General features: G+C 59.5%; 10 protein-coding genes and 2 pseudogenes. 8 read left to right on the top strand and 4 right to left on the bottom strand.

Annotation, left to right across the window (positions count from 1 at the left end; all coding sequences use genetic code 11):
• Nucleotides 1-253: 253 nt before the first annotated feature.
• Nucleotides 254-1,402: an HD domain-containing phosphohydrolase gene (locus tag AAGF34_RS01350; RefSeq protein WP_342618839.1), complete on the top strand. Its 1,149-nt coding sequence runs from the start codon at nt 254-256 to the stop codon at nt 1,400-1,402.
• 13 nt (nt 1,403-1,415) lie between these two features.
• On the opposite strand, the gene AAGF34_RS01345 is transcribed toward AAGF34_RS01350, so the two are convergent.
• Entirely contained in the window at nt 1,416-1,967 is a 552-nt protein-coding gene (locus tag AAGF34_RS01345; RefSeq protein WP_342618838.1) for a PaaI family thioesterase, read from the bottom strand.
• A gap of 72 nt (nt 1,968-2,039) precedes the next feature.
• Between AAGF34_RS01345 and AAGF34_RS01340 the strand changes: the two genes are divergently transcribed.
• The 7 genes and pseudogenes from AAGF34_RS01340 to AAGF34_RS01310 all read left to right on the top strand — a co-directional run bounded on the left by AAGF34_RS01340 (nt 2,040) and on the right by AAGF34_RS01310 (nt 12,932).
• Nucleotides 2,040-2,501, top strand: coding sequence for a MarR family winged helix-turn-helix transcriptional regulator (locus AAGF34_RS01340; RefSeq protein ID WP_342618837.1), 462 nt, complete (start codon nt 2,040-2,042; stop codon nt 2,499-2,501).
• A gap of 520 nt (nt 2,502-3,021) precedes the next feature.
• Nucleotides 3,022-5,721 (top strand): annotated as a pseudogene (gene tssH, locus AAGF34_RS01335) (type VI secretion system ATPase TssH).
• A gap of 132 nt (nt 5,722-5,853) precedes the next feature.
• On the top strand, nt 5,854-6,366 hold the full coding sequence (gene tssB, locus AAGF34_RS01330) for a type VI secretion system contractile sheath small subunit (RefSeq protein WP_342618836.1): 513 nt from the start codon (nt 5,854-5,856) through the stop codon (nt 6,364-6,366).
• A 41-nt stretch (nt 6,367-6,407) separates the two neighbouring features.
• Nucleotides 6,408-7,079, top strand: a pseudogene (locus AAGF34_RS01325) (type VI secretion system contractile sheath large subunit); the annotation flags it as partial.
• Between the two features lie 200 nt (nt 7,080-7,279).
• A complete protein-coding gene (locus tag AAGF34_RS01320) occupies nt 7,280-10,999 on the top strand; it encodes a DUF748 domain-containing protein (RefSeq protein ID WP_342618835.1) in 3,720 nt (1,239 codons plus the stop codon).
• Between the two features lie 53 nt (nt 11,000-11,052).
• Nucleotides 11,053-12,234 carry a sialidase family protein gene (locus AAGF34_RS01315; RefSeq protein WP_342618834.1) on the top strand — a complete coding sequence of 394 codons (1,182 nt, stop codon included), beginning with the start codon at nt 11,053-11,055 and terminating at the stop codon, nt 12,232-12,234.
• A gap of 8 nt (nt 12,235-12,242) precedes the next feature.
• Nucleotides 12,243-12,932 carry a hypothetical protein gene (locus AAGF34_RS01310; protein ID WP_342618833.1) on the top strand — a complete coding sequence of 230 codons (690 nt, stop codon included), beginning with the start codon at nt 12,243-12,245 and terminating at the stop codon, nt 12,930-12,932.
• On the opposite strand, the gene AAGF34_RS01305 is transcribed toward AAGF34_RS01310, so the two are convergent.
• Genes AAGF34_RS01305 through AAGF34_RS01295 form a run of 3 tightly spaced genes read right to left on the bottom strand, consistent with a single transcriptional unit; the run spans nt 12,895 to nt 16,412 of the window.
• Nucleotides 12,895-14,667: a phospholipid carrier-dependent glycosyltransferase gene (locus AAGF34_RS01305; RefSeq protein WP_342618832.1), complete on the bottom strand. Its 1,773-nt coding sequence runs from the start codon at nt 14,665-14,667 to the stop codon at nt 12,895-12,897. The genes AAGF34_RS01310 and AAGF34_RS01305 overlap by 38 nt on opposite strands.
• A gap of 18 nt (nt 14,668-14,685) precedes the next feature.
• On the bottom strand, nt 14,686-15,180 hold the full coding sequence (locus tag AAGF34_RS01300) for a GtrA family protein (protein ID WP_342618831.1): 495 nt from the start codon (nt 15,178-15,180) through the stop codon (nt 14,686-14,688).
• On the bottom strand, nt 15,177-16,412 hold the full coding sequence (locus AAGF34_RS01295; protein WP_342618830.1) for a glycosyltransferase family 9 protein: 1,236 nt from the start codon (nt 16,410-16,412) through the stop codon (nt 15,177-15,179). The genes AAGF34_RS01300 and AAGF34_RS01295 overlap by 4 nt, the downstream gene beginning before the upstream one ends.
• Nucleotides 16,413-16,417 lie beyond the last annotated feature (5 nt).

Genomic DNA, 16,417 nt, shown 5'->3' with positions numbered 1-16,417 from the left:
GGGTAACACGGGCAATACCGGCAGTGTTGGCAGTACCGGGAGCACAGGGGACAAAGGCAATACGGGAAATACAGGAGCCAGTGGCAGTACCGTCATCATTGTTCCGCCAGAAAAATAGCTTCTTGCCCTGGGCAACGACGCTCCAGTCTGAAGCGCAAGGCTTACGTGAAAACCCTAGTGGCATTTGAGGGAAAGGTGGTAATAGTTCACATTAAAGGGTGGCATCATTGGCCACCCCGACATGTGACACCAAATGAAGCTATTGAGACTGCCTGCTGCAAAAGTCAAGTTGGGCGTCCCGTTGCCTTGGAATGTCCGGGATGCCGATGAACGCCTTCTTCTATCCAAGGGGCAGGTAGTTGATAGCCAAGTGCAGCTCGACGCCCTGCTGGAGCGCGGCGCCTTCGTCGACTTTGAAGAGGCAAAGGCCGCAGAGAGTCTGCTTGTCTCGCAATCAGCAATAAGCAGTCCCAAGCGCCCGGTCAATCTGTTTTCCATTTGGGACGATCTGCCCAACGAGATGCGCCTTCTGGTTGAGGCATTGAGAGAGCCAATCGATGCCGTCGAGCGCATTCAGGGCTTTGTCCGGTCGTTGGTTGACCTGGTCGACAAGGACGTAGATATCGCGCTGTATCACGCTGTTCGGCAAGAAAACGCGGACCTCTATTTCTACGGTTTCAGCCACTCCATTCAGACGGCTGTGTTGTGCCTGCTCATCGCCCGTCGCATGAACTGGCCGCAACCGCGCGTGAACAGCCTGATGTGCGCTGCCATTTCCATGAACATCCCGGTGCTGACACTGCAAGGCCAAATGGCCAAGCAGGACGTGCCCATGCGTGAGAGCCAGAAGAACCAGATCCGCCGCCATCCAGGCGAGGCGCATGAGTGGCTGCAAAAGGCCGGAGTCACTGACCCCGAGTGGCTGACCGCCGTGTTGCAACACCACGAGCGCACCGACGGCAGTGGCTATCCCCAGGGCCTGAAAGAGGTGGCCGAGATAGCTGTGGCGCTGCGTGTGGCGGACGTCTTCATGGCAAAGATCAGCCCCCGCATTCTTCGCTCGGCCCTGTCCATACGGGAAGCTGCCAAACAGCTGTATGAAGAAGACAAAGGCGGCCCCCTATCCAGCGCCGTCATCAAGGAGTTTGGAATCTATCCGCCGGGCGAGGTTGTCAAGCTGGTGTCCGGCGAAACCGCGCTGGTCATGCGCAGGGCTGAGAACCCCCGTTGCCCCAAAGTGGCTTGCATCATTGACGCCAAGGGCGCGTCCATTACCCACACCCTGCATTACGACACCGCGCTGCCCGAGCACGCTATTGCTGGCAAGGCACCTCTGCCGCCGAATATTGCACGCATCCCGCCTGAAAGAATCTACGGCTACGCCACCGTGGCGCCGAAATAGATAGCGCCGGCGCTCAAGCGGCTTTCTGCGGGCGCATCTCAAATACTAGGCAGGTTGTGGTGCCATGCGCATACAGCGTGCCGTCGGGCCCGACGATGCGTGCATCGGCAGTGGCCAACTGGCGGCCGCAGTGGATGATGCGCCCCTCGGCCCGCACGCGCTGCACGTTCGGCCCAATGGCGCGCACCAGGTTGACGCTCAGCTCCGCCGTGGTGTAGCCACGCCCCACCGGCATCATGGTGTGCACCGCGCAGCCCAGGGCCGAGTCCAGCAGCGTGGCATACCAGCCGCCGTGGATGGTGCCCATGGGGTTGAGGTGCTTTTCGCCCGGCGTGCCCTGAAAGACGGCGCGGCCTTCTTCCACCTCCAACAGGGTGAAGTCCAGCGTCTGCGCGATGGGCGGGTAGGGCACTTCGCCAAGCAACATGGCCTGCATCATCTCCAGACCGTTCTTGCCGCTCACATGCTCCGCCTGCAGTGCGCCCGGCCCGGCGCCCGCGTGCATGCGGGCCAAGACTTCCTGCTCCTGCGCGAGCCATGCGTCAATGGTGGATGAATGCGCCATGCTGTGTGTTTCCTCTTGGTGTTTGTTGACGAATATGTTGCATATGCAACAGATGTATATACAATAAATGCTATGCGAACCACTGTCAAACCGGCAGAACCAAAACCCCAGGGTTGCACCAACCTCAAGCTGCGCCAGCTCATGCGCCGCATCGCGCAGCACTACGACGATGAAATGGGCAAGGTAGGCCTCAAGGGCACGCAATATTCCCTGCTGTCGTACGTGGTCAAGCTCGGCCCCATACGCGCAGTGGACCTGGCCGCCGAGATGAAGGTCAGCACCTCCACACTCTCACGCAACCTCAAGCCACTGGTGGACGCGGGCTGGCTCACCACAAGCCCGGGCGCAGACGCCCGCAGCCTGCTGCTATCCGCCACGCCCGAAGGCCAAGCCAAGCGCACGGAGGCACAGTGCAGATGGAAGGTTGCGCAGGAGGGCATCAATCAGGTGCTGGGTGCGCAGCGGGTCAACGCGTTGCATCGGTTGATTGATGAATCGTTGGAGTTGTTGGCGGATACAACACACAATCCGTAGCAGCGGTCGGACGCGCGGACAGTCGGCTGCGTCACTTCCAAAATCAATTTTCAAAATTTGTTCGCCAAAAGACAAAGTTGGTCGAGCATTTCCTCAAAACAAGCAATAGTCGCTGCGCAACAAGAAATTTCAGCGCATAAAAGGCTCGATTGTTTGCTCCCGCAAGACTGCGTGTCGAATGATGTTACGTAAATAGAACTCGCGATAGCGTCAAGAGCACCTGGGTGATCCGATCGTCGCATGTATTCGGTTTCTGAAGACGATATCGTTGGATCTCGATCAAGTGCTAGGGTGTTTTCCTGAAGCCGAAATTTCTCGTTGCTCACATTTGCTCCGCGCATAGGCAAGTGCCTGCCGGTCAAGTTAAAAAATGTCTAGCAATAGGGAAGTTTGCAGGTATGAGTGCAAGTATTAGAGTTATTTCCCGTTGGCTGGGGAGCGTTCAAGAGAAGCGAAAGAAGCTCAGGTTTTACTTTCAAAGTGAGTGCTCGCATGTAGCGAAGTATCTGAGAGCGCACGCATGAACATTCCTCGTCGTGCGTTATTTGGGAAGTTGAGCGTAGAGTTGTTCCGCGCTATTGAATCCGCTACTGCTTTTGCGAAATTGCGGGGCAACCCGTATGTGGAAGTGGTGCACTGGCTGCACCAGATATGGCAGACACCTGGTGGAGATTTCCAGCGACTGACCATCCATTATGGAATCGACGCCGCTCAGTTGGAGAAAGATCTCACAGTTGCTCTGACGCAGCTTCCAAATGGGGCGTCTGGCCTCAACGACTTTAGCCATACGATTGAATCGGCGATTGAACGTGCATGGGTATTCGCAAGTCTGACCATTGGTGATAACCGCATACGGTCTGGATGGCTGATCGCTGCCATGCTCCAAACGCCTGAACTGCGGCGGTTGATGATAGGAATATCGCCTACTTTCCAGCAAATTCCGGTTGCACAAATTACAGCGGACTTCCCGAGCATTATTTCGGGTTCCCGTGAAGACCAGCAAGAGGCATACGACGCTACAAACCTGAAGAGCGCCGTTCCGGGAGATGCAAGCAACGCTTGGGGGCATGCGGTGGACAGCAAATCACCACTCTCCCTTTATTGCACTGACCTCACTGCGCTGGCCAGGGAAGGCGCCATTGACCCGGTTGTAGGGCGCGAACAAGAGATTCGCACGATGACCGACATTCTCCTACGTCGCAGACAGAACAACCCCTTGCTCACTGGCGAGGCGGGTGTAGGCAAGACGGCGGTTGTGGAGGGGCTGGCTTTGGCTATTGCCTCCAAGAAGGTTCCTCCCAGTCTTCAGTCGGTGCGAATCCTCAGTTTGGACGTGGGCGCCTTGCTGGCGGGAGCCAGCATGCGGGGAGAGTTCGAGTCCCGCCTGAAGTCGGTGATCAAGGAGGCCAGCGATGCTCCGGTTCCCATCATCCTGTTTGTGGATGAAGTACACACTCTTGTGGGGGCCGGAGGGCAGTCAGGAACGGGTGATGCTGCCAACCTGCTCAAGCCAGCACTGGCTCGAGGCGTTTTACGCGTCATCGGTGCAACTACTTGGTCCGAATACAAAAAGCACATCGAAAAGGATCCTGCACTTACGCGCCGCTTTCAAGTGTTGCAAGTCCTGGAGCCGCAAGAGGTGGCTGCCATCAACATGGTGCGTGGTCTGGCTCCAGTCTTTTCCAGACACCACGGTGTAACGATTCTGGAAGAGGCAGTAAGGGCTGCGGTTACGTTATCGCATCGATACATACCCGCGCGGCAGCTACCAGACAAGGCCATCAGTCTGTTGGATACAGCCTGTGCTCGCGTTGCCATGTCCCTCCATACGCCTTCGCAGGCGCTGCAGCAGGTAGATGCCGAGTTGGATGCACTCAAGGGTGAGCAATGTTTGTTGCTGCAAGAGGCTTCTATAGGCAAGTCGCGCGAGCGAGCGTTGGATGAATTGCAAACGCGCGTAGCAGCGCTGGAGGGGCAACGCGATTGGCATCTTGCTCAGAGTGAACGCATTCGTTCCCTGACTACTGCCATCCTGTCAATACGTGGGCTATTGCAATCGCCTTAGGGTATGGACAACAAGCTGGAGCAGACGCAGGAGGTACAACGTCTGGAGCTTGAGCTGCAATGTCTGCAAGGTGACAAACCTTCGATTCACGTGGAAGTCAATGAAGGTGTCGTGGCATCCATCGTCGCTGATTGGACAGGCATACCCGTGGGACGCATGGTTGAAGATGATATGGCTGCAGTCATGTCCCTGGAAACACAACTGCAAAAACGTGTAGTGGGACAAGACACCGCTATCCGGGCTTTAGTCGAACGCGTCAAGACGTCCAAGGCCGGACTTAGTGATCCGGGCAAACCGATTGCTACCTTTTTACTGGTTGGTCCTTCGGGGGTCGGTAAGACCGAAACAGCGCTGGCACTAGCCCACACGATGTACGGTGGCGAGCACAACCTTATCGCTATCAACATGAGTGAGTACCAGGAGGCACATACAGTCTCCAGTCTCAAAGGGGCTCCCCCGGGGTATGTGGGCTATGGTGAAGGCGGCGTACTCACGGAGGCCGTACGTCGTAGGCCTTACAGCGTCATTTTGTTGGATGAGGTAGAGAAGGCGCACCCTGATGTGCACGAATTGTTCTACCAGGTCTTCGACAAAGGTTGGATGGAAGACGGTGAAGGGCGTGTCATTGATTTCAAGAACACGTTGATTCTGATGACAAGCAACACTGGATCTGAACTCATCAGCACCTTGTGTGAAGACAGTTCCTTGGCTCCCGATGCAAAAGCGTTGAGTGATGCATTGCAACCGGAACTGCGCAAGGTATTTCCCGCAGCGCTCCTGGGACGCATGTCTGTGATCCCGTACTTCCCCCTGTCAAGCGAGTTGCTTGCATCCATTGTTATTCTGAAGATGCAGAAAGTCGTGTCCCGCATGCAGGAGCAGCACGCCATCGCTATGGAGTGCACCGACCTGGCAATCACCCACATCGTTGCACAGTGCGGTGCGCACGAAACCGGTGCCAGACGCATCAGCCAATTCATCGAACACAACGTACTTACTCAATTGGCTCAAGTCTGGCTGCAAGCTATGCAAGACCGACTACAAATCCGAAAAGTGGTTTTGCAAACGGAATTAGAAGCTGGACTGCAGAGTCAGCAAATACCGTATGTTGAACCCAAGGCCGGTTTGACCTTGCAAATCGAAGCGACGGCATGAGAGCGAATCCATGAGCGTCTCTCTAAACCCAATTCACCTTCGCAAGTGGCATGTATTTGTGCACGGCGGTACCCAACCGGTCGGTATAGGTGGACCGACCAATCCATTTTTCATCAACCTGAAGGGATCTCTATGAGTGCCAGCAACAGCAGTCAAAAATTCATTGCGCGCAACCGTGCTCCGCGTGTGCAAATCGAATATGACGTGGAAATTTACGGTAGCGAGAAAAAGATCGAACTGCCCTTTGTCATGGGCGTTCTAGCCGACTTATCGGGCAAGCCTGTAGAGCCTTTGCTAGGTGTCGAAGAGCGCAAATTCCTTGAGATCGACATCGACAACTTTGACGAACGCATGAAAGCCATCGCGCCTCGCGTGGCTTTCAGCGTGCCAAACACGCTCACGGGCGAAGGTCATGTCATGGTTGACATCACTTTCGAAAGCATGGATGACTTCTCCCCGGCTGCGGTGGCCAACAAAGTCGACGCGCTCAAGCAGTTACTGGACGCGAGAACCCAGCTCTCCAACCTGCAAACCTATATGGACGGCAAAGCGGGTGCAGAAGACCTCGTGCGCAAACTCTTGGGTGACCCCGCGCTGATGAAGTCACTTGCCGCGGCGCCCAAACCAACGGCGCTGAACTCCTGAAGAACTACCTCTGCTAATCAACAAGAAAAGGACTCATATCCATGGAATCCCAAACTGCAACTGCATCTGGCGCTACCCAGTTTTCTGATCCCGGCGTCTTCAGTGGACTACTGGACCGCGAATTCAAACCCAAAGGCGAGCAACAGCGTGAAGCCGTCGAGGCCGCGGTCCGTACCTTGGCCGAGCAGGCGCTAGGTAACACCGTCACCATGAGTGACGATGCCTACGCCAGCATCGAAGCCATCATTTCCGAAATTGACCAAAAGCTCACAGCGCAGATCAATCTCATCCTGCACCACGAAGACTTTCAACGTCTGGAGGCAGCTTGGCGTGGTCTGGACCATCTGGTATCGAACACGGAAACAGATGAGATGCTGAAGATTCGCTTCATGGACATCAGCAAGACCGAGCTGCGGCGCACCATGCGTCGATTCAAAGGTATCGCATGGGATCAAAGCCCGCTATTCAAACGTCTGTATGAAGAGGAATATGGTCAATTGGGTGGTGAGCCCTATGGCTGTTTGGTTGCCGATTACTACTTTGATCACACCCCGCCGGATGTTGAGCTACTGGGTGCCATGGCCAAGATTGCCTCAGCTGCACACGCTCCGTTCATCGCCGGTGCGGCCCCATCCAACTTGCAGATGGATTCGTGGCAAGAGCTGGCCAATCCGCGTGACCTGGCCAAAATCACTGGCAACCTTGAGCATGCTGGCTCACCAGCGCAGTTTTTGGATATTTGGACAAAGTATCGGAGTGGACCTGATGGCGTCCAATGGGGGCCTCCTGTTCTGGCTGGTTCGCAGCAAGGGGCAGATGCTTCGATGCGTTGAACTTGTTGTTTCAACTTTGCATTGCGTCAAGCCATTCGATGCGAACGCCTCAGCAATAATGCGCTATGGAGTCAGTCAGCATGCTAAAAAATAAGTGGTTGCAACGTTTTCTGTGGGTTATAGGCGTATGGATCGCTGTGTGGTTGCTGGCGTGGCTGGCCTTGCCGCCGCTGGTCAAGCATTTGGCTGAGTCCCGAGGTTCACAGGCGCTGGGGCGCACGCTCACGATTGGCGCCGTGGATTTCAAGCCTTGGACACTGGAGTTCACGGTCTCGGACATCAAAATCGCCAGCGCTGACGGCAAGAGCACCCAGTTCGCCGTGGCGGGTGTGTACGTGGATGCGGAAATCCAATCCCTGTTCCGTCTGGCGCCCGTGATGGATGCCATCCGCATCAGCCAACCCGAGTTGCACCTGACCCATCTGGGTGACGGCCACTATGACGTGGATGACCTGCTGGAACGCTTCAAGCCCGACCCGGTCGCGCCTGCTTCGGCGCCGGCCCGCTTTGCGCTGCACAACATCGAGCTGACCGACGGTTCTGTGGATTTCACCGACCATGTGGCGGGCGCCCAGCAGGAGCACCATCTGCGCAAGCTGCAACTGGCGCTGCCGTTTGTGAGCAACTTTGATTCGCAGCGCAACGTGACTGTGCAACCCCGTCTGGCGTTTGAACTCAATGGCAGCACGTTTGACACAGCTGCGCAGGCCACTCCCTTTGCCCAGACGCGCAAGGGGGAAGTGGAGCTGCATGTGGCGCATCTGGACGTGGCGCCGTATCTGCCCTATCTGCCTGCCAGTCTGCCGGTGCGCGTCCAGGGCGCGGTGCTGGACAGCGACCTCAAGCTGGCCTTCGAGCAGTCCCCCACTACCAAGGTGACACTGTCGGGAGACATGGCAGTCTCCAAGCTGCGCGTGGCGGACAAGGCGGGAGGTGAACTGCTGGCCATCGATGCTGTGCGGGCCAAGCTCAAGGACTTGCGTCCGCTGGAGCAGTCGCTGGTGCTGGAGTCGCTGGATATTGAAGGCCCCCATGTCGTGCTCGCACGCAACCATGCCGGGGAGCTGGTATTGCCTGGCGTTGGCGACAGCAAGCCCGCTGCCAAGGCCGCACCGGATAAGGCTGCCACCAGCACCGCCAATCCGTGGAAGGTGGCACTGGACAAGCTGGAGTTGAAGGGCGGGCAGGTGCGCTTCACGGACGAAAGCACGGTGCCGGTGGCCAAGCTGGCACTCACCGACACGCACATCACGGTGCGCGATGTGCACTGGCCTTTTGAGGCCCCGGCAAAGTTTGACGCATCGGCGCAATTGCAGGCGCCGGATGCCAAGAAGGGCAAGCCTGCCGGGATTGCACTGCAGGGCGAAGCCACGGACGCAACCGGCAGTGTCAAGGCCCGTGTGTCCGACTTGGCGCTCACGCTGGCGGCACCTTACCTGAATCCCTACCTGGTGCCTCAGGTGCAAGGCATGCTGGAAGGCGAATTGCTGGCGAACTGGAAGGGCGGTGAGGTGCAGTTTTCCGCACCCCGCCTGGCCGCCCATGACTTTGCACTGCTGCCGCCTGCAGGCAACACCGACATGCGTGCCAAGGACCTGCCGTCCTTCAAACTGTTGCAGCTGACCCAGGTGGCGGCGGATCTGGGCAAGCACAGTGTGACCTTGGGTAGCCTGGCTCTGAGCAGCCCCAAGCTGCGTGTGCAGCGCGACGATGACGGGCAATGGATGTTCAGTCACTGGCTCAAGCCACCGGTCACCCCCAAGACACCGCCAACCCAGAAGACGGTTGCCACCAAGGCCGGACCGGCCTGGATGCTGCGGCTCAATGACTTCGCGCTGGACGACGGCACGCTAACTTATGTGGACAAGGTACCGCAAAAAACGGTTTTCCTGGAGCTGTCCGCCTTGCAGTCGCACGCCAAAAATCTCTCGCCCGACGGCAAGAAGCCAGTGCCGCTGACGCTGTCGGCCAAGGTCCGCTCCGCACGCACCGAGCCGGGCACTCTGCGCTTTGACGGTAGCGTGATGTGGGATCCACTGGTAGCACAGGGTGCGCTGCAAGCCTCGCAATTGCCATTGCAGGCGGTGGCGCCTTATGTGATGAGCCAGTTGCGGCTGGATCTGCTGCGGGCCGATACCAGTTTCAAGGGCCAGGTGCGCTATGCCAGTCTGCCCGCTGGGCCGCAGGTGCAGGTGAGTGGCGATGCGGCGGTGGAAGAGCTTGTGCTCAACAGCCTGTATCCCACCGTGGCGCCCGCCGCAGCCAGCGCTGCCCAGAGCGGAGCCAGCACGGCCAAGGCGCAGCCCCTATCTGCGACGTCTGAAGAGCTGCTGAACTGGAAGGCCTTGTCCGTTCCCGGCATTGAATTCACTATGGCGCCCGGTGTGCCGCTGCGACTGAAAGTGCGTGAGGTCTCCCTGTCTGACTTCTATGCGCGATTGATCATCAGCCCGGAAGGGCGTCTGGTGCTGCAGGACATTGTTCGTCCCGAAGATGTAGGCCCTCCGGTACCCGCGCAAGGTGCGGCACCCCAGGCAAGCGCCGCTGCGTCGTCGCCAGCAGCTGTCGCGTCCGCTCCCAGGGCTTCTCCAATGGACCCGGTCATTGACATCGGCACCATCAAACTTGTCAATGGTCGGGTTGCGTTCTCCGACCGTTTCATCAAGCCCAATTACTCTGCCAGCCTGACCGAGCTGGGTGGCAGTCTGAGCCGCTTCAGTTCACAGACACCGCAGGGCGGTGTGCAGATGGCGGACCTGGAACTGCGGGGGCGTGCAGAAGGAACCGCCAGCCTGGAGATCACGGGCAAGGTCAATCCACTGGCCAAGCCGTTGGCGCTGGACATCACCGGCAAAGTGCGCGACCTGGAGCTCTCGCCACTTTCTTCCTACGCCATCAAGTACGCAGGCTACGGCATCGAGCGCGGCAAGCTCAGCGTGGACGTGAAGTACAGCGTGGCACCGGATGGGCAATTGCAGGCCAGCAACAACATCATCCTGAACCAGTTGGTTTTTGGTGATGAAGTCGAAGGCGCGACCAACCGCCTGCCGGTCAAGCTGGCGGTGGCGCTGCTGGCGGACCGCAATGGAGTGATTGACCTGAACGTGCCGTTGAGCGGCTCGCTCAACGACCCGCAGTTCCGCGTCTGGCCCATCGTCTGGAAGATCGTGGGCAACATCATTGCCAAGGCCATTACGTCACCGTTCAATCTCATCAGTGGAATCTTTAGTGGCGATGGTGGCGCGGACGAGCTCAGCACCGTTGCGTTTGACGCTGGCACCACACACATCAGCACCGCCGCGCAGGCCAACCTCGACAAGGTAGCCAAGGCACTGGCAGACAAGCCCAGCTTGCGTCTGACCGTGGTGGGCACTGCCAGTCTGGAGCGTGAGGCAGAAGCCATCCAGCGCGAGCGCTTGTCTGGTCTGCTATTGGCCGAGAAGCGGCGTGTTGCTGCCAGCGCGGGCAAGGATGTGACCGCCGTGACTGCCGTCACGCCCGAGGAATACCCAGCCCTGCTCAAGGAGGTGTACCGCCGCTCGGACATCAAGAAGCCGCGCAATCTGGTGGGCTTTGCCAAGGATCTGCCGCAGTCGGAGATGGAGGCTTTGCTGCTGGGCAGTTTTGTGGTCAACGACGATACGGTACGTGAACTGGCCCTGAACCGCAGCATCGCGGTGCGGGACTATCTGGTTGCCCGACAATTGCCGTCTGACCGTCTGTTCATGGGCGCTGCCAAGACCTCGGCAACCGAGGCCGACTGGCAGCCACGAGCAGAGCTGAACATCGAGCATCACTAAGCCATGCACTTGCCGCCACACCTTGCAGAACTCCGTCTGGGCCAGACGCAAGCATGACCTCCCGCGCCCCACTTCCGCTGGCCGCCCGGTGCGTGCTGGCCTTGCTGGTGCTGGGCCTTGCCTGGGGGCTGGACACTTGGCGGCGGCCCGCTGAACCGGGCGCAGCGCAGGCCGTGTTCGCGACTGCGTCGGACAAACAGGCCGTAGACGTGCATGCGCTCAAGCCGGTAGCGTCCGGAAAAATTCCCATGCCCGAGGGCGCTCTGGCGGCCCATGCCAGCAATCTGCTGGCCATGCCTGCGGGCAGCAAGGCCGTGTTGACGGCCTTCTGGTTTGCCGGCGACCGTGAGAGTGCACCCAATGTGCAGATAGCCGCTTCCCAATTCGACCGGGACACGCAGCAATGGCTTGCGGCCCGTTACGTGGTGGATCGCCATGTCATGGGCGAGCAGCTCGGCTTTGGCCTGCGCCGACTGGGCAATCCGGTGGCCTGGCTGGACGCGTCAGGCCGCATGCACCTGTTTGTGGTGGCCACTGGTTGGGGCGGCTGGGCCGCCGGGCGCATCCTGCATCTGGTGCAGCGTAGTGCGGACAACCAGCTGGCTGCAATGGAGTTTGAGCCGGTGCGCGTTTTGCCCTTGTCCTGGTTGTGGAACACCAGTTTTCTAGTGCGCAACAACCCGCTGCCTCTGAAGGATGGCGGCATGCTGCTGCCCGCCCATTTTGAAATCGGCATCAAGTACCCGGTGGCCTTGCGCTTTGACCGCGATGGTGAGTTCCTGGGTATGGTGCGCATGTCGCAAAGGCCGTATCTGTTGCAGCCCACGCTGCTACCCCAGTCCGAAACGGCCTGGGTGGCCCTGATGCGAGATCACCGCCCCGACGGCCACGTCACGGCGGTACAGACCCTGGATGCGGGGCAGACTTGGCGTGACCTACCTGACCTGTCCTTGGTGAACCCGGACGCAGCCATTGCCGGATTGGCGTTGGCACCCGGGCAGATGGTGTTGACCCACAACAGCTCGGCCCATTCACGGCAAGTGCTGGACTTGAGCAGCTCTGCCGATGGCATGCAATGGTTATCTCAAGCCACATTGGCGCGCGGCACTGAAGGGGATGAGTATTCCTACCCAGCCGTGGCCTGGGCCGACGGATCCCTGTGGCTGAGCTATACCGATCACCGTCGCAGCATTGCGTGGCAGCGCTTTGCCGCTGCGGGGCAGGGAACGCCGTGAGTACCGCAATGTCCTGGCTGTCTCCGCTGCTGTCCACCAGCACTCCGTCCCTGCCGGTGGCCTGGGCCATGCACGCTGGCTTGGCGCTTGGCTGGGCTCTGGTACTTGCCGCCTTGGGCGTCGGGTTGACCTGTCGCCTATCGCTGCGAACCCGTCGAGTGGTTGCCGCCGTTCTGGTGGCTTGGACGCTGTTGCCTGGACCTCTCACGCCAGACTATTGGTTGGGGCTGGCGTTTCATGCACCCAGCCTGTCCGCCATGTTGTTGTGCGGCTGGTGGCTGTGGCGCAGTCTGTTCCCGCCTTCGCACCAATCGAGCACGCCAGCTGCGGGCCCTGGCTTGCTGCTGCTGGTGCCGTTGGCACTGGGGTATGTGCTGTTGCTGGACACGTTTGCGGTGCTTCCATGGCAGGTCTATGCCTGGGGTTTCAGCCCCTTGCTGTTGCTGGTTCTGCTGCTGATGGCGCTGCTGCCGTGGGTGTTTTCAGGCGCGTCGCGCGCGCAAGCGGGGTTGACCCGGTGGCTGACGCCTGCGGCCTTGCTGCTGTATGCCGCCACGCGGCTGCCGACCGGCAATCTGTGGGATGCATTGCTGGACCCGTTGCTGTGGCTGTTCCTGCACGGTCTGCTGGTCCGCGCCCTCTACAGGCGTTACAAAGGGCTCAAGCGCCCGACTTCACCAGCAGCCACTCGCGACTGAACAGCCACTCCTGCGGGTACCAGATGTTGTCCCAGGTGATGTCGCCCGACTTGTGGCGACTCAGGACATGCCAGCGCTGTGCCACCAAGGTGCAATGTGGCATGCAGGTGGGCTCTTCCTGGTCATCGTCGTCCTGCAGCCAGACCACAGCATCAAACTCGTTGAGCAGGCGCTCCAGCCGCTGTGGTGCGGGCATGTCCGGGTACAACTCGCCGGTGTTGCGCCCTTCTGCATCGTAGGGAATGGTGCGGGCGCGGCCCAGTACAAAGTGGTAGTTCTCGTACTGGCCGGTAAACCCGTTGGGCACGGCCACGCGCTTGTCTTGCAATGAGGCAATCACCGCGCTGGGGTAGTCGGCATCCGGATGGGACAGCGGGGCCACCATCAGGTTGAAGCAGGCGTAGGTTGTGGCACAGGCCACCAGACTGGCATTGCGTGTCCAGCGTGCGTTGAACAGACCCAGAAATACCGCCAGCAGGCCCAGTCCCGCCACGGCCAAGGTGGAGTCACTGAGCCATTCAGAGCCTGCGCCCATGTCGTCAATCACCCATGCGATGCGCGCCAGCATGACCAGCGCAGGCGCAATCAGCAGCAAGGTGGCAATCGACCAGATGCGCCCGATGTGCTGCCACAGCAGGGCCATGGCAATGGCCAATGCAGGCATGGCGGGGATGACATAGCGTTCGGAACGCTGGCTGGGAATGGTGAACACGATCAGCCATACGACGAGCCACACGACCAGTACCCGTTGTGAAGCCGTCAGTGGTGCAAGCCGGCCGGGTCGTACCAGGCACTTGAAGATGAGCCAGCAAAAGCCCAGACCTGTGAGTGCCAGCAGTCCGGCATTCACAGGGTAGGCCAGAAGTTGTTGCCACATGGGATAGGGGCCATTGATGGCGGCCTGCCAGTAGCCCATCTGGTTGGACATCTTGCCGACGTTCTCTGCCAGAACAAATTCGTTCCACACCGCGGATGGATCCGGGTCCAGCACGAACCATAGGCAGAAAATGCCCAGGCCCAGCAAGGCGCTCCAGCACACGCCAGCCGTAGCGCGCACGACGTTGCGCCATTGCCATGGCGTACCCCAGAGTGTTGCGCACCACAGCGCCGCACTGGCCGGTGCCAACAGGGCAAAGGATTTGTAGGCTGCGCCCAGCCCGAAAGCCACCCCTATCAATGAGTAAGCAATCCAACCCAAGGCGGCCGGTACATCTGGGCCTTTGGCTCCGGGACTGCGCTGCTTTGCCTGCAGCCACATCAGCCACCACATCGGCAGCGCTAGCCAGAAGGTCTCCGGCGCGGACGTCAAATAGACGCGGCCATAGCGGAAGGTAGAGAAGTACAACAGGTACAACACGGCAGCCAGGCAGGCGGTGCGACGCTTGCCACTCATGCGCCAGGTGAAGAAGCCCAGTAAAGCCGTGGTGGCAAACGTGTAGAAGATGCTGGGTAGCCGCAGAGCCACCAGATTCCAGTGCTGGCCCCAGCCGCTGGCTGCGATGCCTTGCCAGATCAGTAGCGGCGGCTTGGTATTGCGCGTGCCCAGCAACTCACTTTGCAGTGGCAACCAGTGGCCGCTTTCGGCCGTCATGCGCGCAATGTGGATGTACACCATTTCGTCGCCGTTGGTGGGCGCAAACGGGCCGCCGAGTCCGAAAAGATAGGTGACCACTACCAGCAGCAACAAAGCGGCCCACAGCACGGCGGGGTGGAGCAGGGTGCGCAGATGGGGCATGATTGCCTTCAGTGTGCTTCAGCGACGCTTGAACGTCCAATAGTCATTGGCCAGGAAGTTGCTCACACTGGCCACCACGATGGCAATGACGTTGGCCAGGCGGTAATCCATGTAGCCGGTCAGCACCAGGGTCAGCACGTATTGCAGTGCACTGCCAAAAGCGGAGGCGGCTGCGTATTTGCCGAATTCCCGGGTCAACTGGTTGACGTGCAACTGTTCGGTGTCTTCCAGGTGGGCCAGTTCTGCAGCCTTGACGCGATCAGACCATGTCCACAGCCGGTTCCAGGTGAAGTTGTTGAGCGTCGCAACCGCAATGGCAAAGGCCAGCGAGGCATAGGGTTTGCTGCCGGGCGGCTCCATGGCCGTGAACAGGTACTCGTGGCCGAAATGCAGCACCAGCAGATTGACCACCGTGCCACTGGCACCGACGATGCCGAATTTGATGTAGCGGAATTTTTCCAGCCAGCGCAGCAGAGCGAGTGCGCCCCGCCGCAAGGGAGATGCATCGCTCATGAAGAAAGGGCGGTGCCCTGTAGAAATTGCAAAGCCTGGTCCAGTACCGGATCGGGCGCTATGCGTTTGAGGCACTGGTTATCGCCGTCGCAGAAGGTCAGGCGATGGTTGTAGGCGGTAAGGCAGGGGGAGCAGGCAATGCCACTCTCCAGTACCAGATTGCGGTTGCCCAACGGGCCGTACAGCTTACCGGTCTCCGGCCCGAAAAACACCATGGTCTGGATCGGGGTGAGGGTGGCGAAGTGGCCAGGACCGCCATCATTGGTGATGAGCAAACGGGCAGAGTGGAACAGCATCAGCAACTCGCGGATGCTGCGGGTGTAGCCGGTGAGGTCCAGGCAGGCGTCGCTCTGGATTTGCGCCAGCAGGTCCTTGGCCAATTGGGCATCGTCCTTCAGTCCGATCAGGCCCACGGCATAGCCCTTGCCACACAAGCCTTGTGCCACACGTGCGTAATGCGAGGCCGGCCAGGCGCGCTCGGGCAGGATGCCGCCACCGGCATACATCAGCACCAGAGGACGTTGCGTTGTGACCGGGTGGTCGCGGTGCACTTGTGCCTGGTAGGTCTGCAACTCCGCGGCGGAAAAATCGACGCTCAGCTCGGTTTCGGGGGGCAGGGCGCGTATCGCCGCAGCCTTGTTGCGCGGAACGCTACCGGCGGACTCCAGCGCGTCCACCAGCGACAGAAATTGCTTGCTGATGTGCTGGTAGGGGTTGTAGGGAATGGCGTGGTTGATGAAGCTGCCGCGGTACAGACCCTCTTGGGTATGCGGCGTAAAGCCGACCCGCACCGGCGCTCCGGTGGTGAAAGACAGCAGGGCGCTTACGCGCGAAAACAACTCACAGTCGATGACCGCATCCAGACCGAGGCTACGCATCTTGCCGCTGACGGACAGGATGTCGCTGATCAGGGAAGCACCGGAGCTGTCGTCCAGGCTGTGCAGGTACTGCGGTTCGGTCAGTTGCAGCAGCTTGGAGACTTCCTGATTCTTCTTGAGCTGCAGGATGTGGACGTTCACGCCCGGGTACTGACGGCGGATCTGCGCAAACATGGGGCCGGCCAGCACGATGCTCCCCATTTCGGAGAGCAGGATCACCAGAATGTTTTTTGGGCTCCGGACCGGTTTTACCGGACCGGAGAAAAATCCTGTGAAACACACCCAGGCAGACACAAGCCCGCACAGCAGCTGGCCAACCCAGCGGTCGATGAAGCGTTGTGTCTGCAGTTTCATGGCCG

It is taken from the genome of Rhodoferax sp. GW822-FHT02A01 (assembly GCF_038784515.1).
GTDB lineage: Bacteria > Pseudomonadota > Gammaproteobacteria > Burkholderiales > Burkholderiaceae_C > Allorhodoferax.
This window is presented reverse-complemented; position numbering and strand designations above follow the sequence as displayed.

Coding starts and splice junctions, on each gene's coding strand:
- AAGF34_RS01310 (WP_342618833.1), top strand. CDS start 12,243: ATGTCCTGGCTGTCTCCGCTGCTGTCCACCAGCACTCCGTCCCTGCCG.
- AAGF34_RS01305 (WP_342618832.1), bottom strand. CDS start 14,667: ATGCCCCATCTGCGCACCCTGCTCCACCCCGCCGTGCTGTGGGCCGCT.
- AAGF34_RS01320 (WP_342618835.1), top strand. CDS start 7,280: ATGCTAAAAAATAAGTGGTTGCAACGTTTTCTGTGGGTTATAGGCGTA.
- tssB (WP_342618836.1), top strand. CDS start 5,854: ATGAGTGCCAGCAACAGCAGTCAAAAATTCATTGCGCGCAACCGTGCT.
- AAGF34_RS01315 (WP_342618834.1), top strand. CDS start 11,053: ATGACCTCCCGCGCCCCACTTCCGCTGGCCGCCCGGTGCGTGCTGGCC.
- AAGF34_RS01340 (WP_342618837.1), top strand. CDS start 2,040: ATGCGAACCACTGTCAAACCGGCAGAACCAAAACCCCAGGGTTGCACC.
- AAGF34_RS01345 (WP_342618838.1), bottom strand. CDS start 1,967: ATGGCGCATTCATCCACCATTGACGCATGGCTCGCGCAGGAGCAGGAA.
- AAGF34_RS01300 (WP_342618831.1), bottom strand. CDS start 15,180: ATGAGCGATGCATCTCCCTTGCGGCGGGGCGCACTCGCTCTGCTGCGC.
- AAGF34_RS01295 (WP_342618830.1), bottom strand. CDS start 16,412: ATGAAACTGCAGACACAACGCTTCATCGACCGCTGGGTTGGCCAGCTG.
- AAGF34_RS01350 (WP_342618839.1), top strand. CDS start 254: ATGAAGCTATTGAGACTGCCTGCTGCAAAAGTCAAGTTGGGCGTCCCG.